We start from the raw sequence: 19,398 nt of genomic DNA on the forward strand, positions 1-19,398 counted from the left end.
ATTTGTTTCATAATTCGACATAATGTGGCCAACATGGGTCCGTAGTTTAACCACGCCCTCGCCGACCCGGTCGGTGCACAAACAAACCAAGAGCAGCAGGCTTTGAATGCTTGAGTTTGAGAATGTCAGTAAGTCCTTCTGGACCGGGACGCGCCGCAAGGTGATCCTGGACCGGGTCTCGTTCCGGGTCGAACTGGGCCGGTCGGTTGGCATTCTGGCCCCCAACGGCACCGGAAAAACCACGCTGATCAACATGATGGCCGGCCTGGAAAAACCCGACGAGGGTGTTATCCGTAAATCCTGCAGGATTTCGTTCCCAATGGGTTTCACAGGCGGCGTGGCTAGCAAAATGTCGGCGCTTGAGAACGCGCGCTACATCGCCAAAATCTATGGAATGGACCCCGACTATGTTGAGGCTTATTGCAGCTGGCTATGCGGTTTGGGTGAATATTTTGACCAACCCATGGCCACCTATTCATCAGGGATGAAGGCCCGATTTACCTTTGCGTTGATGCTGGCGCTGGATTTTGACATGTACCTGATCGATGAAGGGATGCCTGCCTCTACGGATGTCGAATTCAACAGAAAAGCGGGTGATATCCTGAAAGAACGCTTGCGCACGACCACTTTGGTGATTGTTTCCCACAACCCGGATATTCTTGAGCGATTTGCGCAACAGGCGGCGGTTCTTCTGGACGGTCAGCTTCATATGTTCGATACCTTGGAAGAGGCAAAACAGCTATATGACTACCAAACCCAAGGCTAGAAAATACAATTGGCGTCGCAATCGTCAGGGGGTCGGCACGCCGGACGCCCGTGCAGATGCGATCTCGCGCATCAGGAAGGCGACGCAACCGACCGAGACTGGGAATGAACAGCAGCCTGCGACCGATATTGATGAAATCAAGCGCGAAGGGCTGACTGGGCGGCAATTGCGCGTCGCCCGGCGGCTGGCGCAAAAGAACGATCTTGCGGCGACCTCGGATTACGACGCAGTGCGGTTGCTGCGCTTAAAGGGCATCGACCCGTTTGAACGCGCCAACCTGCTGGAACTGGCGTCCGAAAAGGCACAGGCCGAGGATCAGACCCAGGACAAGATCACAATTCAGCTGCCGCAGACCGTCAGAGACACCCCGCAGACCTTGCCGGGTCCGGAACTTAGCCCGTCAGAACGCCGGGATTTTGAAATCGGTGAGATTCAAAAGGACATCGCACGCCGCCGCAAACGCAAACTTTTTGCCTTGTTTGCGCGTCTGGCGGTTTTTGTCGTGCTGCCAACTCTGATCGTTGGACTGTATTTCTATCGGATCGCGACACCGATGTACGCCAGCGACTCAGCCTTTTCCATCCTGCAAGCGGATGGCGGCGGTTCGATCGGCGGCCTACTATCCGGTACGCAGTTTGCCACAGCCCCGGATTCCGTTGCCACACAGGAATTCCTTGAATCAAAAGATGCTTTGCAGCGCCTTGAGGGGGACGTCGGGTTTTCTGAGGTTTTCAAGCAAGATTGGATTGACCCGATTCAACGACTGTCTCCGGACGCAAGCCTTGAGGAAACTTATAAGCTTTACAAGCGGATGATCGTTATCGGATTTGACCCTACAGACGGCATCATCCGCATGGAAGTTGCTGCGCCGGATCCGGACATTGCGGTCAATTTGTCTAACACGCTCATCTCTTATGCCGAAGACCGGATAAACGGGCTGACAGAGCTGAAACGCGAAGACCAGATGCGAGATGCCCGCGCTGGTTTTGAAGCCGCCCAACAAGAACGCAGAACAGCGCAGGAAGACCTGATCAAACTGCAGTTGGAGGGCGCCGTACTGGACCCCGAAAACGTCCTGACAGGTCTGCGAACCCGTATCACCGAAATTGAGATTCAGCTGCAGGACAAAGAACTGCAATTGGCGGCCCTACTGGACAACCTGCGCCCGAACAAAGCCAAAGTGGATGGGGTTCGTGCCGATATTGAACGTCTAGAAGCGGTTCATGAAGAGCTGAACGCGGAAATGCTGGATGTCTCAGCAGGCGAAAACTCGCTGGTTAGGTTGAGCGTTCGAATCCAGATGGCACAGGCGGATCTGGCGGCGCGCGATTTGATGCTGCAAACCGCAATGGAGCAGATGGAAACCACCCGGACCGAGGCGAACCGAAAAGTTCGCTATCTGACAGTTTCGGTGAACCCCATCCCAAGCCAGGAACCGACCTATCCGCGCAAGTTCGAAAATACGATTTTGGCTTTCCTGTTGTTTGCTGGTATCTACCTGATGATCTCGCTTACCGCGTCGGTCCTTCGTGAACAGGTATCCTCGTAAGACACATGAAACATGTAAAAATCTCCGACCTAACGGTTGGCAATGATCTGCCGCTGACGATCATTGCTGGCCCTTGCCAACTTGAAACCGCCGATCATGCACAGATGATTGCGGGAAAAATGAAAGAGGCCTGTGATGCTGCCGGTGCGCAGTATGTGTTCAAAGCCTCATATGACAAAGCAAACCGAACGTCTTTGTCGGGAAAACGCGGCTTGGGGATCGATGCCGGACTGAAGGTTCTGGATGACATCCGCACGACGATGGGTATTCCGGTGCTGACAGACGTCCACACCGAAGCACAATGCGCCATCGTCGCCGAGGCTGTGGACGTTCTGCAGATCCCGGCCTTTCTGTGCCGCCAGACGGACATGCTGTTGGCGGCTGGAAACACAGGTGCAGTCATCAATGTCAAAAAAGGACAATTCCTAGCCCCTTGGGAAATGCCGAATATCGTCGCTAAAATTGAGAGTACGGGAAACCGAAACATTCTGTTGACTGAGCGCGGATCTTCTTTCGGCTACAACACGTTGGTGGCTGACATGCGGTCTCTGCCGCAAATGGCCCAGACAGGCTATCCGGTTGTGATGGATGCCACGCATTCCGTGCAGCAACCGGGTGGCCAGGGCGGTTCTTCTGGCGGGCAACGCGAATTTGCGCCCGTTATGGCGCGGGCCGCTGTGGCCGTGGGCACAGGCGCAGTGTTCATGGAAACGCATCAGGACCCTGACAATGCCCCCTGTGATGGGCCAAACATGATCTATCTGGACCAGATGCCTCAGCTCGTTGACACGTTGATGCGCTTTGATGCACTGGCCAAGGCCAACCCAATTCAGATTTAACCAAGAGAATTCCTATGACCAAACCGATCCCCGAGGTGACCCCAAACACCTGGAGCTTTCTGCGCGACCCAATGATCAAACCCACGGGCTTTCGTGAATACGACGCCCGCTGGAAATACCCGGAAGAAATCAACCTGCCCGGTATGACGGCCCTTGGGCTGGGTCTGGGCACGCAAATGCGCAAGCGCGGAATCGAGCCGGTGATCGCCGTTGCGAACGACTATCGCGACTATTCGCTGTCGATCAAGAACGCGCTTATCCTCGGGCTGATGCAGGCTGGTATTCAGGTCAAGGATATCGGCCCGGCGCTTAGCCCTATGGCCTATTTCGCCCAGTTCCACCTGGATGTTCCTGCCGTCGCCATGGTAACGGCCAGCCACAACCCCAACGGTTGGACAGGTGTGAAAATGGGCTTTGACCGTCCACTGACCCATGGTCCGGACGAGATGTCGGAACTGCGCGACATTGTCCTGAACGGCCAAGGTGTTGCGCATGAGGGCGGATCTTATGAGTTCGTTGACGGCGTCAAAGAGGCCTATATCGATGACCTGGTCGGTGATTTCAAACTGTCTCGGCCGCTCAAGATTGTATGTGCAACCGGCAATGGCACAGCCGCGGCCTTTGCGCCTGAGATTTTTGAACGCATGGGTGTCGAAGTTGTGCACAGCCACACCCGGCTGGACTATACTTTTCCCAACTACAACCCCAACCCCGAAGCCATGGAGATGTTGCATGACATGTCCGACACCGTGAAATCCAGCGGGGCCGACATGGCACTGGGATTTGACGGGGACGGCGACCGCTGCGGCGTGGTGGACGACGAGGGCGAAGAGATTTTTGCCGATAAGGTCGGCGTCATCATGGCCCGCGACCTGGCCAAGCTTTATCCGAATGCAACCTTTGTGGCCGACGTGAAATCGACCGGCTTGTTTGCCAGCGACCCCGAGCTGATAGCACATGGCGTCAAGGCGGATTACTGGAAAACCGGCCACAGCCACATGAAGCGTCGGGTCAAGGAAATCAACGCCCTGGCCGGGTTTGAGAAATCAGGCCACTACTTCTTGGCCGAACCGATTGGGCGCGGCTATGACTGCGGCATGCGGGTGGCTGTTGAGATCTGCAAGCTGATGGACCGGAACCCGGACAAGAGCATGTCGGACCTGCGTAAGGCACTGCCGAAAACGTGGTCGACACCGACCATGTCGCCTTATGCCTCGGATACCGAAAAATACGGCATCCTTGACCGTCTGGTAGACAAGCTGGTCGCCAAGGCCCGCGCCGGCGACACTCTAGCAGGCCGCCCGATCAAAGAGGTTGTCACGGTCAACGGTGCTCGGGTCATTTTGGATAATGGTAGCTGGGGTCTTGTACGGGCATCATCGAACACCCCCAATCTGGTTGTGGTCTGTGAAAGCAGCGACAGCGAGGATGAAATGCGCGCCATCTTCGCCGATATCGACGCGGTGATCCGCACCGAACCCGGGGTTGGCGATTACGATCAGACGATCTAGGACAGTCAGGCGGGGCGCGCTAAGCGCCTCCGCCTCAATCTCCGCCGAGCAGCTTTAGCAGACCTTTTTTGGCCTCTTCTTCAAGCTTGTTCTTCACCGCATCTTCGATGTCTTCGGTCTCGGTCACTGTGGTTCCCAACTCGCCCCCGACCTTATCCAGAACCTTCTGCTTGGCGTCATCTTCCAGATCCTTCAGCTTTCCTTCTGCCGCGGCCTCAATCACCTTGGTCAGATCGGGTTTGATCGAAGGGTTGCTCCACGGTCCGACGATCCGGACGGGAACCGACAAGCCCTCGCCGGAATTGGCGCGCAGGGCCACCGGAGTGAACAAATAATCGATCCGGCGTGCACCGATATCAACCTGCCCTGTGCCGTCGGCCCGGAAGTTATCCAGCGACATCAGCAGATCCTTGTTTGTCAGAACCCCTTTGTCGATCGTAAAGCTGGCCGACAGAATGTTGAAAACAGTCGTTCCGCCAGAGCCCTTGCCACGCCCCATTAGCCGGTCAAGATCAAGGCCGGAGATCACCCCCTGCCCCACGTTCAGATTTCCCTTACCGCCGAGCGAACGCATAATCTGGTTTTCGGTCTGACCCACGCCTAGAAACTCGAACGCGCCCGAGCCGGAACCGGTAAAGCGGTCGATCCCCCCCAGCGTCGACAAGGCTTGTTGGATATCTATATTCTTGGCATTCAGCTTGCCGCCGACCGACAGCCCATTCCGATTATTGGCAACCACCCGCCCGTTCAATTGCCCCGAAAACAGTGTGGCTGGGTTCATACGCAGAACCGCGCGGGACCTGTCCAGGCTGAGTGTCAAAACACTTGGCCCCAGCGTCAATTCCGGAACCACAATCGAACTGACTTTCAGGCGTATCTCTCCGTTAGCCAGGGCCAGAGCCGAGGCATCTATCCGCTCTGTCGACCAGCCGCTATCTTGCGAAGGGGTCGCGCCTGATCCACCGCCGCCTCCGGTTGCCGCAAACTCAGAGGATGCCGCGTTATACCGCGACAGGTCGATATCGCCGCCTTCCAGCTTTGCCGTGATCTTTGGCGGGTCCGAAATCTCGATATCGGCCTCACCGGTCAGGCGGTTGTTGTCCAGTTGCGCCACCATATTGCGCAGTGAAATCCGGCCCCCTTTGGTATAGGTCATATTCGCGGAAACATCGGCCACGCGCCCTAACCCAAAGGGCACACCTGTACCTGCCTGCCCAAAGGCCGCGAGCATCCGTTCTGTTTCTTGCGTTTTGACCTCCAGCTTGCCGTCCATCTCACCGGTCAGGTTGACGCGCCCGTCGAAACCGACCTCACCGCCCGGTGCCGTCAAGGCCAGCTTTAACGGCGTAACAGCACCCGATGCATAGGCTGGCAGATCCTGGATCTTTAAATCGATGTTGACCTTGCCACCCGGCACCCGCATCCCGGCCTTCATCACCATGGGTGAAGTTGGACTAGGCCAACTGGCCGCAAGGTCGACATTCGAGAAATCAAACGTCGTCACCCCGTTTTCGACGTAAATCAACCGCGCATTGGTCAACTCGAGACGATCCAGAGTGACCTGGCCTGTTTCCGAGCCTGATGGCGCGCTGCCGCTACTACTGCTTCCGCCTGTTGGTGCCGGAGCAGCCACGGCCTCAAGCTCCCAATTGCCGCGCCCGTCTGACAGTTCAAGGCGCAACACCGGGTTATCCGCGATGACACGCCTGATCCGCAAGTCTCCGTTCAGCAGCGCCGCAGCGTCTACCCCCACGGCCAGGCTTTGGGCGCTCAGCATCGGTTCCGATCCAGCCCAAGGTGCATTACCAAACGTGACCGGCCCGGTCTCCAGCCCCAGAACGGGCCAGAAGGACAGGTTCACGTCCCCCGACAGCGTCAGGTCGCGGCCGGTCTGCCCTTTGACCTGCTCGGCCAGAATCGACGCCAGCTTGTCGCCCGGCATCAGCAAAAGGGCGCCAATCACCAGCCCGATAACGACCACAAATAGAAACAGGATGCGCAACAGCCACTTCATTTTTCTGCTCTCCGCTTTTTGGCATGCGTTGAAAAGATCATTCAAAGCCTGCGTCACATTTGCAAGGGGAAGCTTTCCCCTCTATACGCCGCGCCATGACCACAAACCCGCCCAGCCTCCGCCCCGACCTAGCGCCTGCCGCTCGGATCACTGATACGCCCCGCCCGAACCAGCCGACTATCGGCATGGTGTCTTTGGGCTGCCCCAAGGCTTTGGTCGATAGTGAGCGTATTCTGACCCGCCTGCGCGCAGAAGGGTACGGAATATCACCGGACTATTCAGGGGCGGATGCCGTGATCGTGAACACCTGCGGGTTTCTCGACAGCGCCAAGGCGGAATCGCTGGACGCCATCGGCGAGGCGCTGGTTGAGAACGGCAAGGTCATCGTGACCGGCTGCCTGGGGGCAGAACCGGACTATATCCGCGAACACCACCCGCGCATCATGGCCGTTACCGGGCCACATCAATACGAACAGGTGCTGGACGCCGTGCATAGGGCTGTCCCACCGGATCCCGACCCGTTTGTAGACCTGCTGCCAGCCGCCGGCGTGCAGCTGACCCCGCGCCATTACAGTTACCTGAAAATCTCTGAGGGTTGTAACCACAAGTGCAAATTCTGCATCATTCCCGACATGCGCGGCAAGCTGGCCAGCCGCCCGGTCCATGCGGTCCTGCGTGAGGCTGAGAAGCTGGTCGACAACGGGGTGCGCGAGCTGTTGGTGATCTCACAGGACACTTCGGCCTATGGGTTGGACAGAAGGTACGACGTGAACCCGTGGAAAGACCGAGAGGTGCGCAGCCACATTACCGACCTGGCGCGCGAGCTAGGGCGGTTCGATGCCTGGGTCCGGCTGCATTATGTCTACCCCTACCCGCATGTGCGCGACCTGATTCCGCTGATGGCGGATTCGGGGTGTAACATTTTGCCCTACCTGGATATTCCGTTCCAGCACGCCCACCCGGATTTGCTGAAACGCATGGCGCGCCCGGCCGCCGGGGCCAAGACGCTAGACGAGATTGCCGCATGGCGCGCGACCTGCCCGGATATCACCCTGCGGTCGACCTTTATCGTTGGATACCCCGGTGAGACCGAGGCCGAGTTTCAGACCCTTCTGGACTGGATGGACGAAGCGCAGCTGGACCGTGTCGGCTGTTTCCAATACGAAAACGTCGCCGGTGCCCGGTCGAACGACCTGCCCGATCATGTTCCGTCCGAAGTCAAGCAGGACCGCTGGGACCGCTTCATGGAAAAGGCGCAAGCGATATCCGAGGCCAAGCTGGCCGCCAAAGTCGGTCAGACCATCGACGTGATCGTCGACGAGGTCGATGACGAGGCCGCCACCTGCCGCACCAAGTCCGACGCGCCCGAGATCGACGGGAACCTGTTCATCGACGAAGGGTATGAGGCCCTCAAGCCCGGCGACATCGTCACGGTCGAGGTAGACGAGGCGGGCGAGTATGATCTGTGGGGCAAGCTGCGCTGACGCGGCCTGCCCGGTCACCACAGATAGGGCAAGCGTGAGTCAAGTTTATTGGTGGTTGCTCTGTAAATCGCAGATCATGTCAGGACACCCGGAACCCTTGTGAAGGAGAGTCCAATGTCCCGTCTTCGCCCCTTTGCGCTGAAATGCGTTGCGGTGATCTTCGCCGCTCAGTTTGTTGCCGTGCCCGTCAACGCCGATGGTATCAGCATCAGTTCAGGCGGTGTCATAGTTTTAGGTTCCAAGTCGTCAGGCATCCTCCGCAGCAAACATCGCGTGCAAAGGTATTATGTCGCACCCAGACCGCATCACCACAAAGCCAGGCCGAAGGTGCACTACGTCAAGCCCGTCAAGCGTCATCGCCGTTTGCGGCTGGGGCATCACCCGAAACGGCAGTCGCCTTACTACATCCCACAGAAATACGGCATTCAGCACCGGAACTATCACCGTCGGGGGTTACGCCATCGTTACTGACCCCCAATCGACGAAGGGCAGGCAACAAAAAACCGCCCCGAGGGCGGCGCAGATACAAGGGGTGGTGCGGGCGGCTTGTGCAAAAGCCGCCCGCGGAATGCTTATTGTGCGACCGGGTTACACACGGTCTGACCTGCTTCGGTTGTCGCCAGTTCGGTACCAGCCGGGCAGCTTGGTGTGCCAAACTTGTCATACTCGGGCGTGATGTAAACCGGGGTCGGCTCCTCTTGCTGCGAGCATGCAGCCAATACCAAGGCAATTGCGCTAACGGCAGCAAATTTGAGTTTCATGTCCGTCAATCCTCTTTTAAATTTCTGATTTTGCCCAAGAATTCGGGGCCGGAATCAGAATACGGTCTCCGTGGCGTCATTGCAATGATTTCAATCACATGATCGTGAGTAAAGGCGAAACCACGCCTGTAAGGTGATCAAAATCAGCAGTTTTTTGAGCAACTTCTACCGTTTTTCGCGTATCACTCTAGAATAATTCTGGACATCAGCCAAAGACGGAGTAGCCAAATGTCAGATAGCCCAAACATCGCCCAAAAAGGGCCGTACCCGGTCGAAGTAACCGAAGGAAAAAGCTATTTCTGGTGTTCCTGCGGGCAGTCCAAACAGCAACCATTTTGTGATGGATCGCACAACGGCACGGGGTTCGAACCCGTCAAATACACGGCTGACAGCAGCAAAAAGGTCTTTTTCTGCGGCTGCAAACATAGCGCAAAGATGCCCCTGTGTGACGGGTCGCATTCCAAACTTTAATCAGACCTTCAGCGCATTCAGAAGATCAGCGTTGGCGCAGAAATCCGGGGCGGCGCTCGCTTCGGATTGCAACTCGGACAGCCACGCCATACACCGCCCGCTGCACCTAGACGCTCGGCAACGTGTCACCAACTCGGCGTATTTGTCGGCCGACAGACGGCCTTCAACCATCGCCTCGGCCAGAGAGATATGCATGCAGCGCGCGACGGATCGGGTGAGCCAAAAGTGCTTTTCAACATCTCCCAATACGTCCCGCGTCATCTCATTTCCTGCTCTTGCAGTGCTTTCAGTGCGGCAAAGCGCTGTTGATTGATGCATGCTTCCGGAGCATTGCTGGCAGCGTGATGCCGGCTTAGCCAATTCGGGCATTCTTTGGCCCAGCTACAGCCGCGACAGAATTCGATCATGTCCGCCCAGTCCTGCTGCGACAAATACCCCTTTCGATGTGCTGCGACCACATCCGTACCCGTGGTCTTGCCCATTTGCTGGACAAGACGGAAATGGGTCATGATCTGTCCGAGACGCGGCATTGTACGCTCCAGCGGCTAGGGTATCAATTTACTGAGAAGGTCCTGGTTCCGGCAATACTCCGGTGTTCGCTGCGCGATCTCATCACGATCCAGGAAAGCCTGGCAATGGCCCGGGTTCGGACAATCCGTACATCGGATGACAGCGTCAGAAATCTCATCGATCGAGACATCCCCACCGATCGCTGCATTTTCCAGATCAACCCCGAGTTTCGTGGCCATCCGGTCAACAAGACCGGCATGCAGCCTCAGCGTTTCTCGGTTGGGCATTGAATATCCTTTCCCTTTCGCACGTAAGGGGAAGGATAGCTCAAATTGGCGTTGGGCCATTTGACTCAGGTCAAAGCCCGGTGCCGATGTAATCCAGATAGGCCCGCGTGGCGTCCTGCACGCGGCGAAAGCGATCTCCACCCAGCTTTTTGCCGCCGTACCAACGGGTGACGATAACAACGTGCCCCTCAAGCCCGGCGCGATCCAACATGCGCAGGATCACAATGCCTGCGCCACTTTCACCGTCATCAGCCTTGAGCGCACCCGTCGGCAAAACGGCCGCCCAGGTGTTGTGCGTGGCCTTTGCATAAGATTTGTCGGATTTGAGGTCACGCAATACCGCATCAACGTCAGTTCGCGACTGAACCGGGGCTCCGGACACCGCGTATTTCGACCCGCGATCTGTCAGGATCACACCAAGCCGTGTTATCGCCGTCATTCTGACAGCCCAAGCTGACGCGCGGTGTCCAGAACGATCTGAACGCGCTGCGCGTTTGGCGGATGCGTGCCCAAAAAACGATCACCCGGATCGGGAATGCGGGCGAAGTACTTTGCGCCGACCAGCGGGTTATAGCCCGCGTTATGGGTAATGATGGTACCAAGCTGATCGGCCTCAAGCTCAAATTCTTTCACATTGATCTGAGTACCAACTTCGGCCCCCAGTTTCTGCGAGCGTTCAAGGTCTTTCCCGTCTTCACCGTACAGCTTTCCCAGATCGCCAAAGATGACGGCGCTTTCTTTTGCGTTTTGCGTCTGTCGATCGATGTGACCCAACACATGATGGGCTGCTTCATGCCCCATCACAAAGGCCAGCTCATCCGCATTCTGCGCCGATTGGATCATCGCGCGGGTGAAAATGATAACCGGTTGATCCCTGTCGTCTACGGTCTGAAAGGCATTGGCAGGCGCGCGCGGATTCAGATCGACCAGAATCGTGAAATCACAATTGCTGACCTTGGCCTGCCGCAGACATTCGGCACGCGCTTCCTTGCCAACCTTGCGACTAATTTCCTGAAAGGTTCGAGCCTCAACCTGAAAGTTCGCGGATTCCTGCGACCATTCGGTCACCGGCTGAATACGCGGGGTGTCGGTGCTGCAGGTCGCCAGCACCAGGGGAAACAGCAAAAAGGTCAAACGGCGCATTCATATTCCTTTGAAACGGCGACCCCGTTTGAAAAACCATAGCGCGGTGTCAGCAGGATCGCCACTGCCGGATTGCGATTGAGCGGGTTGCATTGCGCGCGCGCGCCCGGCACTCTGGTTGCATGTTTTCGATTGAGCATGAATTCGACTCGACGGTTATTACTCTGGTGGACGAAGGCGCCAAGCCTTTGCAGGAGGATATCGTCATCAACAGCTTTGCTGAATGTGTAACAATAGAGCAGCTGGACCCGCGCACGGACCAGATGCAAAAGATAACCCTTTCACCCGAACAGGTGCGCGATCTGGCCGCGGCGCTGGATCTGCCGGAAGGGGTGTATCAGATTCACGAGACACCACCTCAGGGCGCATAGACAAACACCTTGTCCCGCGCGGCCTGCTCCTGTTTCAAGATCAGGACCGAGGGCGCAACGCCCAGTGCCGCTGCGAGTATCTTGCGCACGGCATCGTTGGCCTTGCCGTTTTCCGGTGCGGCCGTGACGGTGATACGTATCGCACCAATGTCAACAACGATGCTGTCTTTAGCTGCCTTGGGTGTGACCCGCGCCGCAATCGCAGCGCCGGGTATTGCGAGGCCGCTTAGATCGGGCATGTCACGCAGTTTTGGTTTCGCCATAGACCTCTCCTGATCTCAAACACTCTTGCATGGGGGGCTGGGGAATGAAATTGATCCAGCCAATCCAGCTGTTTGCTCTTGAAACCTGCCAGATGCTCAACCAGATACAAACTGCCCATGTAAAGGAAGTTAACATATGTCCTTGAGTAACCCGGCTGCCCTTGAGTTTCTGCAAGTGCGGCGGTCGCGCCCGGCAAAGACACTGATTGCTCCGGCACCTTCACGGGAAGAGCTTTTGCCCCTATTGACGGCTGCAGCCCGCAGCCCCGATCACGGCAAGCTAGAGCCCTGGCGTTTCATCGTATTGGAAAAAGGGGCAATGGCCCGCCTTTCTGAACTGACGCAGGATTGCGGCGATGCATTGGGTAGATCACCCGACGATATCACAAAGGCGCGCAGCCAGTTCGATTTGGGCCAATTGGCCGTTGCGGTGATCGAAGTCCAAAAACCTTCGGACAAAATCCCGGCGATCGAGCAAACCTATTCAGCCGGAGCAGTATGTCTGGCGCTATTGAACGCCGCGCTTGCTGCGGGATGGGGCGCGAACTGGCTGTCGGGCTGGCAAACCCATGATCAGGGGTTCTGCCGAAAGGCGTTCGATCTGAAGGACAATGAACGCGTCGCGGGCTTGATCCACATTGCCACCGAAAGCAATACCCCACCCGAACGTCCGCGCCCGGATGTGGCCACCCTGACCGAGTGGGTTTCAGAATGATGATCCTCAACGCCTTTTTCGCAGCCCTTGGTCAGATTGGTGACCCCAGGTTCCGTTCTGTCCTGCTGCGCGGTGTTGGCCTGACGATTGCGCTGTTGATCGCAGCCTGTGCCGGGGCGATCTGGTTGATCAACTGGCTGTCGGGGGATGAAATATCGCTGCCGTTTATTGGTGCGGTTCCATGGCTGAACGACGTGCTGAACTATTCAGGCATCTTTTTGGTGTTGGTTCTGCCGGTTTTTCTGATGATGCCGGTGGCCTCGGCCATCATTTCGTTGTTCCTGGAAGAGGTCGCGCAAGCAGTCGAGGATAAGAACTATCCCACCCTGCCCGGCGTGCCCGGCATCCCACTGAGAGAGAGCATTGCTGATGCGCTGAGTTTTATGGGCGTTTTGGTCGTCGCCAACCTGCTGGCGCTGATCCTTTATGCGATCTTTCCACCTCTGGCGCTGTTCATCTTCTGGGCCATGAACGGATTTTTGCTGGGGCGGGAGTATTTCACACTGGCCGCTATGCGCCGGCTTGGTCGGGACGGTGCGCGCCAGCTGCGCACCAAGCACACGGGCACCATCTGGCTTGCAGGAACCCTGATGGCCATCCCCCTGACGGTGCCGCTGGTGAATCTGGTGATCCCGGTCATCGGGGTCGCCACGTTCACCCATATCTATCACAAACTGCCAGGGTCCACGCCCTGACGGTCAGCCGCGCGGCTCCAGTTGGTTCAGCCAGTCAAAGTCACGCACAGAAATCACGCCCGAGATAATTATTCCGGCAATGATCCCCCACAGCACCACCGAGATTCCGGTGGTGATCCATAGCTTTTTCTTCATGTGATGCACTTCCGGCGCGCCCGCATGGGTGCCCGGAACAATCTCGCCCAAATCGCCCTGCGTCTTGATACGGATCGGTAACACGACAAGCAGCGTCATGAACCAGATAACAGAGAACAGAACCAGTGCGGCAGTGATCGTCATGACAGCCTCATTTCTTTTGGATCATACCTGCTCTAGCTCGACCAGGCAGCCATTGAAATCCTTGGGATGCAGGAACAGCACGGGTTTGCCATGGGCACCGATCTTGGGTTCACCCGATCCCAGAACCCGAGCCCCGGTTTCCTTCAGGTGATCCCGGGCTGCGATAATATCATCAACCTCATAGCAGACATGGTGAATCCCGCCTGAAGGGTTTTTCTCCAGAAACCCGTTGATCGGGCTGTCGTCACCCAGCGGGTACAGCAATTCGATCTTGGTGTTGGGCAGTTCGATGAACACGACCGTGACGCCGTGATCCGGTTCGTCCTGGGGCGCGCCGACCTTTGCGCCCAGTGCGCTACGGTATTGCTCGGACGCGGCCTCAAGGTCAGGAACGGCAATGGCGACGTGGTTCAGGCGACCAATCATGGAACTCTCCTCTATTCTGCGTTGCGGCGGTTATGAGCGCTGATGGGGCAAAGAACAAGTGCGCCAAATTGCCGTTAACCCTGTGTTAGGCGGAAGTTCTTAGCGTGAGGCATCTGCTGATTAGGAGTTTTGCCATGGACGATTCGACACCCTTCGCTTCTCCCGCGCAGCCGACGGCTACGCGGCCGCTGCTGGGGCAGACCATTCTGGTTGTCGAAGACAGCCGCTATGTCTGCGACGCAATCCGTCTGATGTGTTTGCACAGCGGCGCCCGTATCCGGCGCGCCGATTGTCTGAAATCGGCCCGGCGTCACCTGCAGGTATACCGGCCATCAGTCATTCTTGTTGATATCGGCTTGCCTGACGGGTCCGGTACGGATCTGATTGCCGAGCTGACGGATTCATCGCCCCGAATTGGCGCGATCCTTGCCATGTCCGGAGATGACTATGCGCAGGACGCGGCGCTGACCGCAGGCGCGGATGGATTTCTATGCAAGCCGCTGAAGTCGCTGGCCTACTTCCAGAAGTTTATTCTTGAATGTCTGCCCCTAGATCGATGCCCCAACAACCTGCATGCCGTCCGGGATGAGGTCATTCGCCCTGATCCGATGGCTTATCAGGATGACATGGCACATATCGCCGACGTACTGGCCGGGCCAAACGATCACAGGACGTTGGATTACGCAGCGCAATTCTTGCGCGGTGTCGCCCGCGACGCCGATGATACGGTTTTGGCAAATGCGGCCCAAAGACTGGCTGCATCACAGGCTGAAGGCACGCCGGTAACCGCGCTGGCCGCACAGGTGGCCGGTATCGTGCAGGCCCGACTGGAACAACGCGAGGCGATCTAACGTGGCGACAGCTTATTTCATCACCGCAACAATCCTGTGCCTTTGGGCCTATCACCAGACCCGCACAGCGGCTTGCAACATCCGGGATGCACGTGGCACGTTGTGCAACCCTCTGGATAGGGGCGGGCAGGAATCTGGGCATCACAAGGCCTGCCCCAAGTAAGCCTGCCCAAAGTAAAAAGCCCGCCGCGGAGGTTGCGACGGGCAAAATGTTACTCCTGCGGGATGATCCGCAGACCAAGTTCCATCAACTGATCCGAAGTCGGATCAGAGGGCGCATCCATCATCAGATCTTCGGCGCGTTGGTTCATCGGGAACATCATGACTTCGCGGATGTTGGCCTCATCCGCCAACAGCATCACAATCCGGTCGATACCCGCAGCGCAGCCCCCGTGCGGCGGCGCGCCATAGTGGAACGCGTTGAACAGGGCGCCAAAGCGGCTTTTCACTTCGTCTTCGCCATACCCGGCCAGTTCAAAGGCTTTGAGCATAATCTCGGGCTTGTGGTTCCGGATCGCACCTGAAACCAGTTCGTACCCGTTACAGGCCAGATCGTATTGATACCCGCGCACGTCCAGAGGGTTGCCCTGCAGCGCTTCCATACCACCTTGCGGCATCGAGAACGGGTTGTGTTCAAAGTCGATCGCGCCGCTTTCTTCGTCTTGCTCATAGATCGGGAAATCCACGATCCAGGCAAAGGCGAAACGGTCCTTTTCGGTAAGGTTCAAATCCTCACCGATCACATCGCGCGCCTTGCCTGCAACCTTCTCAAAGGCTTTCGGCTTGCCACCCAGGAAGAACGCGGCATCGCCTACGCCCAAACCCAGTTGTTGACGGATTGCTTCCGTGCGTTCGGGGCCGATATTTTTGGCCAGCGGGCCCGCGGCCTCCATCCCTTCGCCCTGATCGCGCCAGAAGATATATCCCATACCGGGCAGACCCTCTTTCTGGGCAAAAGCGTTCATGCGGTCACAGAACTTGCGGCTGCCGCCTGTGGACGCGGGGATGGCGCGGATTTCGGTTCCGTCTTGTTCCAGCAGTTTGGCAAAGATGGCAAAGCCAGAGCCGCGGAAATGGTCTGAGACCACCTGCATCTTGATCGGGTTACGCAGGTCGGGCTTGTCTGAGCCATACCACACTGCCGCGTCCTTATAGGAGATTTGCGGCCAGTCCTGATCAACCTTACGGCCGCCACCAAACTCTTCGAACACACCCGTCAAAACCGGCTGGATCGTGTCAAACACGTCCTGCTGCTCGACAAACGACATCTCAAGGTCAAGCTGGTAGAAATCGGTGGGCGAGCGGTCAGCGCGCGGGTCTTCATCACGAAAACACGGCGCGATTTGAAAGTACTTGTCGAAACCCGACACCATGATCAGCTGTTTGAACTGCTGCGGGGCCTGCGGCAGGGCATAAAACTTGCCCGGATGCAGGCGCGAGGGCACCAGAAAGTCACGCGCGCCTTCGGGGCTGGAGGCCGTGATGATCGGTGTCTGATACTCGCGGAAACCCTTGTCCCACATGCGGCGACGCATCGAGGATACAACGTCCGAACGCAAAGTCATGTTCTGCTGCATCGCTTCGCGGCGCAGGTCCAGATAGCGATAGCGCAGGCGGGTTTCTTCGGGGTATTCCTGATCACCGAACACCATCAAGGGCAGTTCGTCAGCCGCGCCCAGAACCTCAAGCTCGCGCACATAAACTTCGATCTCGCCAGTTGGCAGTTTGGTGTTCACCAGTTCGGGGGCGCGTGCCTTGACCGTGCCGTCGATACGAATACACCATTCGGAACGGACTTTTTCTAGCTCGGCAAAGGCCGCGCTGTCGCCGTCGCACAGAATCTGCGTGACGCCGAAATGGTCGCGCAAGTCAATGAACAGCACGCCACCGTGATCTCGGACCCGATGCACCCAACCGGACAGGCGGACGGTTTCACCAACATTGGCGGCGGTCAGTGCGGCGCAGGTGTGGCTGCGGTAGGCGTGCATGAAATATCCCTTCGGGCGCAGAATTCGTCGCGCCGATACACCGCGTCAGGCCCGGAAAGTCAAGGCAAGTTGGGCCATCAAAACGGCCTTTGCACGTTGCCTGAGTAGAAATAGATGCCCAAACCCACCGCAAAGATGACGTTACCCGCAATTGCGTGCAGCAAGACCGCTAAGAAAAACGACCCGCGACTGCGAAACGCCCAGGTAAAGAGCAACCCTCCAGCAAACGTCATGATGGCGACGATCCAGCTCCAGTACATCAGGTGCGCCAGGGAAAACAGCGATGCGTTCAGAAGATGAGCGACACGTCCGTCGGGCAGGATCGCGTGGTAGCGGCGGAAAAACAGAGATCTAAACAGCAACTCCTGCGGCAACGCGGAAAGCGCCGGGTAGCCCAGCCAGATCACCGCCAGAAACTCAGGCCGGTTGCGTAGCAAAAAGAAGGCTGCGTCGGAGCGCAGCGCCATCACCAGCGCGGAACAAACCAGTGTCATTGCAACGGTGAAACCGACAAGCTCGGGCCAAGACCAATTGCGCCAGCTATAGCGCAACTCTGCCCAGGCAAACCCCGGCGTGAAATGCAACAGCACTATGCCAATACCCGTGAAGGTGAACAGCGATGGAAACATCCAGTTGGACGGGAAAAATACGGCGATCAGTATCGGCACGGCGATGAAAAACAGCCCAAATTCCAAACGCAAACGCAGATAGAGAGCCCTGGTGCCTGCCCAATCACCTTGCTTGCTCACTGCGCTATCAACTCTGCCCGGATCAGGCCACGCAAGGAATTCCCGACATAGACGGTTTGCGCGTTTTGCAGATCGACCAAGGTTAGGACAGCTTCGGTAAATTGTTTTTTAGCAACCATTTCCTCACGCAATATGCCGGGCAACAAACCGCAGGACAAAGCCGGGGTCAGTGCGCGCCCATCGGGCATCTCCAGAAACAGATTGGTGATCGTGCCCTCGCACAGCTCATCGCGTTCGTTAAGAAAAGCCTGTTCGTCAACTCCCTGAGGCAGAGAGGCGCGGGCCGTATCGTAGATCGCGCGCTGTGTTGTTTTATGTCGCAACCATACATCAGAAGAGGTCAGGCGCGCTTGGGCGACATTTACCCGCCAGACCGAAGGGTTTGCGGCCAGCACACCGGTTGTCACGGCAAACTGCCCGTCCATTGCCAGTGTCAGGCGACACCGCAATGGTGTTATTGCGGTGACCTTATCCAATGTTGCAATAGCCCGATCCAAATCGAACGGCAAACCCAACCTGGCTGACGTACGCGCCATGCGGGCCAGATGCCGGTCGCGCCGTACAAACCCTTGCCCCGGTCGCAAGGCCAGGGTCTCGATCAGGCGGAAGTCAGGGTCGGCTGGTGGGCAAAGCGGGCTTTCCATAACGCTTCCTCATACTCGGACGGGGCGGTGCTGTCCCAGATCACGCCGCCGCCGACATTCAGCGTAGCGGTGCCATCCTCGACCATCAGCGTGCGGATCGCGACGTTGAACGCGGACCGGCCATCCGGGGCCGCCCAGCCGATGGCACCGCAATAGATGTCGCGGGGCCAGGGTTCGAGCTCGGTCAGAATCTCCATGGCGCGGATCTTGGGCGCACCGGTGATCGAACCACAGGGAAACAGTGCCGTCAGAATATCCGACAGCTCTGCACCCAAATGCAATTGCGCCTGCACCAGAGAGATCATCTGATGCACGGTCGCGTAGGTTTCCACCTTGAACAGCTCTGGCACCTTGACCGAACCGGCCAGAGCAACCCGGCTGATATCGTTGCGCAGTAGATCGACGATCATCAGGTTCTCGGCCCGGTTCTTTTCGTCGATCGACAGGAACGCCCGGCGGCGCGCATCCTCGGCCATGTCGTCGCTGCGCGGCTGAGTGCCTTTCATCGGACGGGTTTCAATCCCACGATCAGCATCGGTGCAAAAAAACAATTCCGGCGACCGGCTGAGCAGATCGGGCAACCCATCCTGCTGTACCAATGCGCCGTGTCCCACCGGCTGACCTGCCGACAGTGCGGCATAAAACGCAGCGCTGTCGCCCGTGACCGTCAGGTCGATCGGAAAGGTCAGGTTGGCCTGATAGATATCCCCTGCCCCAATCGCATCATGAACCTGACGAAAGGCTCGCGAATAGCGCGGCTCGTCCCAGCGGGGCCGAAACGCTGTTACGCCTCCGTCCGCAGGGGGAAGCTCGCGGAGAGACGGGCAGTCGTAGACGCCGAAACACAGTAACGGCAAGCGGCGCCCTGCTGGCATACGATCCAAAAGACAGGGTTCCAGTGCAAAACCCAGTTCATAGCTGGCGTAGCCTGCCAGCCAAGCGCCCTCGGCGCGTGCCTGATCCAGCGCCGCCATTGCCTGGGGCACTTCTTCCGCTGTGTCAGCGCGGATCACTCTGACCGGCCGGTCGAAACTGGTTCCGGGTCCGGCAGGTCCCTGATCGAAACGAATACGCAAGTGCAT

26 protein-coding genes are annotated in these 19,398 nt (G+C 57.6%); 12 read left to right on the plus strand and 14 right to left on the minus strand.

Annotation, left to right across the window (positions count from 1 at the left end; translation table 11 throughout):
- Positions 1 to 106: 106 nt before the first annotated feature.
- From SJY13_RS08995 to SJY13_RS09010, 4 genes are read left to right on the plus strand one after another with little or no spacing between them, the layout of a single operon-like run.
- Entirely contained in the window at positions 107 to 766 is a 660-nt protein-coding gene (locus tag SJY13_RS08995) for an ABC transporter ATP-binding protein (protein WP_377190256.1), read from the plus strand.
- The gene (locus tag SJY13_RS09000) at positions 744 to 2,315 is read left to right on the plus strand and encodes a capsule biosynthesis protein (RefSeq protein WP_377190258.1); all 1,572 of its coding nucleotides are present in this window, start codon (positions 744 to 746) and stop codon (positions 2,313 to 2,315) included. Before SJY13_RS08995 ends, SJY13_RS09000 begins: the two co-directional genes overlap by 23 nt.
- A gap of 5 nt (positions 2,316 to 2,320) precedes the next feature.
- A complete protein-coding gene (kdsA, locus tag SJY13_RS09005) occupies positions 2,321 to 3,154 on the plus strand; it encodes a 3-deoxy-8-phosphooctulonate synthase (RefSeq protein WP_377190260.1) in 834 nt (277 codons plus the stop codon).
- A gap of 14 nt (positions 3,155 to 3,168) precedes the next feature.
- Positions 3,169 to 4,665 (plus strand): phosphomannomutase/phosphoglucomutase, encoded by a 1,497-nt coding sequence (locus SJY13_RS09010; RefSeq protein ID WP_377190262.1) that lies wholly within the window; start codon positions 3,169 to 3,171, stop codon positions 4,663 to 4,665.
- A gap of 34 nt (positions 4,666 to 4,699) precedes the next feature.
- Here the strand turns inward: SJY13_RS09010 and SJY13_RS09015 are convergent, their stop codons facing one another.
- Entirely contained in the window at positions 4,700 to 6,679 is a 1,980-nt protein-coding gene (locus tag SJY13_RS09015; protein WP_377190264.1) for an AsmA family protein, read from the minus strand.
- A gap of 95 nt (positions 6,680 to 6,774) precedes the next feature.
- Here SJY13_RS09015 and rimO point away from each other — a divergent pair, with 95 nt between their 5' ends.
- Both rimO and SJY13_RS09025 read left to right on the plus strand, forming a co-directional pair.
- Positions 6,775 to 8,163, plus strand: coding sequence for a 30S ribosomal protein S12 methylthiotransferase RimO (rimO, locus tag SJY13_RS09020; protein ID WP_377190266.1), 1,389 nt, complete (start codon positions 6,775 to 6,777; stop codon positions 8,161 to 8,163).
- A gap of 114 nt (positions 8,164 to 8,277) precedes the next feature.
- The gene (locus SJY13_RS09025; RefSeq protein WP_377190268.1) at positions 8,278 to 8,634 is read left to right on the plus strand and encodes a hypothetical protein; all 357 of its coding nucleotides are present in this window, start codon (positions 8,278 to 8,280) and stop codon (positions 8,632 to 8,634) included.
- Positions 8,635 to 8,735: 101 nt separating this feature from the next.
- Here the strand turns inward: SJY13_RS09025 and SJY13_RS09030 are convergent, their stop codons facing one another.
- Positions 8,736 to 8,924, minus strand: a complete 189-nt coding sequence (locus SJY13_RS09030; RefSeq protein ID WP_085821356.1) for a hypothetical protein — start codon at positions 8,922 to 8,924, stop codon at positions 8,736 to 8,738.
- A 228-nt stretch (positions 8,925 to 9,152) separates the two neighbouring features.
- Here SJY13_RS09030 and SJY13_RS09035 point away from each other — a divergent pair, with 228 nt between their 5' ends.
- Positions 9,153 to 9,395 (plus strand): CDGSH iron-sulfur domain-containing protein, encoded by a 243-nt coding sequence (locus SJY13_RS09035; protein WP_377190271.1) that lies wholly within the window; start codon positions 9,153 to 9,155, stop codon positions 9,393 to 9,395.
- Here SJY13_RS09035 and SJY13_RS09040 read toward each other — a convergent pair whose 3' ends face one another.
- The 5 genes from SJY13_RS09040 to SJY13_RS09060 all read right to left on the minus strand — a co-directional run bounded on the left by SJY13_RS09040 (position 9,396) and on the right by SJY13_RS09060 (position 11,335).
- Positions 9,396 to 9,656, minus strand: a complete 261-nt coding sequence (locus SJY13_RS09040; protein WP_377190273.1) for a DUF6455 family protein — start codon at positions 9,654 to 9,656, stop codon at positions 9,396 to 9,398.
- Positions 9,653 to 9,925, minus strand: a complete 273-nt coding sequence (locus tag SJY13_RS09045; RefSeq protein WP_085821359.1) for a DUF6455 family protein — start codon at positions 9,923 to 9,925, stop codon at positions 9,653 to 9,655. The genes SJY13_RS09040 and SJY13_RS09045 overlap by 4 nt, the downstream gene beginning before the upstream one ends.
- Before the next feature lie 15 nt (positions 9,926 to 9,940).
- Positions 9,941 to 10,192, minus strand: a complete 252-nt coding sequence (locus tag SJY13_RS09050) for a DUF6455 family protein (RefSeq protein ID WP_085821360.1) — start codon at positions 10,190 to 10,192, stop codon at positions 9,941 to 9,943.
- 70 nt (positions 10,193 to 10,262) lie between these two features.
- A complete protein-coding gene (locus tag SJY13_RS09055) occupies positions 10,263 to 10,631 on the minus strand; it encodes a YigZ family protein (protein WP_377190275.1) in 369 nt (122 codons plus the stop codon).
- Positions 10,628 to 11,335, minus strand: a complete 708-nt coding sequence (locus tag SJY13_RS09060) for a M48 family metallopeptidase (protein ID WP_377190277.1) — start codon at positions 11,333 to 11,335, stop codon at positions 10,628 to 10,630. Before SJY13_RS09060 ends, SJY13_RS09055 begins: the two co-directional genes overlap by 4 nt.
- Before the next feature lie 122 nt (positions 11,336 to 11,457).
- Here SJY13_RS09060 and SJY13_RS09065 point away from each other — a divergent pair, with 122 nt between their 5' ends.
- The gene (locus SJY13_RS09065; RefSeq protein ID WP_377190279.1) at positions 11,458 to 11,706 is read left to right on the plus strand and encodes a hypothetical protein; all 249 of its coding nucleotides are present in this window, start codon (positions 11,458 to 11,460) and stop codon (positions 11,704 to 11,706) included.
- Here the strand turns inward: SJY13_RS09065 and SJY13_RS09070 are convergent.
- Positions 11,694 to 11,969, minus strand: a complete 276-nt coding sequence (locus tag SJY13_RS09070; RefSeq protein ID WP_377190281.1) for a DUF167 domain-containing protein — start codon at positions 11,967 to 11,969, stop codon at positions 11,694 to 11,696. The genes SJY13_RS09065 and SJY13_RS09070 overlap by 13 nt on opposite strands.
- A 136-nt stretch (positions 11,970 to 12,105) precedes the next feature.
- Between SJY13_RS09070 and SJY13_RS09075 the strand changes: the two genes are divergently transcribed.
- On the plus strand, positions 12,106 to 12,684 hold the full coding sequence (locus SJY13_RS09075; protein ID WP_377190283.1) for a nitroreductase family protein: 579 nt from the start codon (positions 12,106 to 12,108) through the stop codon (positions 12,682 to 12,684).
- Complete coding sequence (locus SJY13_RS09080; protein WP_377193595.1) at positions 12,684 to 13,379, plus strand: EI24 domain-containing protein; 696 nt, start codon at positions 12,684 to 12,686, stop codon at positions 13,377 to 13,379. The genes SJY13_RS09075 and SJY13_RS09080 overlap by 1 nt, the downstream gene beginning before the upstream one ends.
- A 3-nt stretch (positions 13,380 to 13,382) precedes the next feature.
- Here the strand turns inward: SJY13_RS09080 and SJY13_RS09085 are convergent, their stop codons facing one another.
- Positions 13,383 to 13,658, minus strand: coding sequence for a DUF1467 family protein (locus SJY13_RS09085; RefSeq protein WP_085821367.1), 276 nt, complete (start codon positions 13,656 to 13,658; stop codon positions 13,383 to 13,385).
- Positions 13,659 to 13,679: 21 nt separating this feature from the next.
- Positions 13,680 to 14,084 (minus strand): methylmalonyl-CoA epimerase, encoded by a 405-nt coding sequence (mce, locus tag SJY13_RS09090; protein ID WP_085821368.1) that lies wholly within the window; start codon positions 14,082 to 14,084, stop codon positions 13,680 to 13,682.
- A gap of 134 nt (positions 14,085 to 14,218) precedes the next feature.
- Between mce and SJY13_RS09095 the strand changes: the two genes are divergently transcribed.
- Both SJY13_RS09095 and SJY13_RS09100 read left to right on the plus strand, forming a co-directional pair.
- A complete protein-coding gene (locus SJY13_RS09095; RefSeq protein ID WP_377190286.1) occupies positions 14,219 to 14,935 on the plus strand; it encodes a response regulator transcription factor in 717 nt (238 codons plus the stop codon).
- A 1-nt stretch (position 14,936) separates the two neighbouring features.
- Positions 14,937 to 15,098, plus strand: a complete 162-nt coding sequence (locus tag SJY13_RS09100; protein ID WP_377190288.1) for a hypothetical protein — start codon at positions 14,937 to 14,939, stop codon at positions 15,096 to 15,098.
- 49 nt (positions 15,099 to 15,147) lie between these two features.
- Here the strand turns inward: SJY13_RS09100 and aspS are convergent, their stop codons facing one another.
- The 4 genes from aspS to SJY13_RS09120 all read right to left on the minus strand — a co-directional run bounded on the left by aspS (position 15,148) and on the right by SJY13_RS09120 (position 19,398).
- Entirely contained in the window at positions 15,148 to 16,923 is a 1,776-nt protein-coding gene (aspS, locus tag SJY13_RS09105; RefSeq protein ID WP_377190290.1) for an aspartate--tRNA ligase, read from the minus strand.
- 77 nt (positions 16,924 to 17,000) lie between these two features.
- Complete coding sequence (locus SJY13_RS09110) at positions 17,001 to 17,672, minus strand: CPBP family intramembrane glutamic endopeptidase (protein WP_377190292.1); 672 nt, start codon at positions 17,670 to 17,672, stop codon at positions 17,001 to 17,003.
- Positions 17,669 to 18,316: an aminotransferase class IV family protein gene (locus SJY13_RS09115; RefSeq protein ID WP_377190294.1), complete on the minus strand. Its 648-nt coding sequence runs from the start codon at positions 18,314 to 18,316 to the stop codon at positions 17,669 to 17,671. The genes SJY13_RS09110 and SJY13_RS09115 overlap by 4 nt, the downstream gene beginning before the upstream one ends.
- Entirely contained in the window at positions 18,271 to 19,398 is a 1,128-nt protein-coding gene (locus tag SJY13_RS09120; RefSeq protein WP_377190296.1) for an aminodeoxychorismate synthase component I, read from the minus strand. Before SJY13_RS09120 ends, SJY13_RS09115 begins: the two co-directional genes overlap by 46 nt.

This window comes from Ruegeria meonggei (assembly GCF_042768335.1).
In the GTDB taxonomy this organism is placed as follows: Bacteria; Pseudomonadota; Alphaproteobacteria; order Rhodobacterales; family Rhodobacteraceae; genus Ruegeria; species Ruegeria meonggei.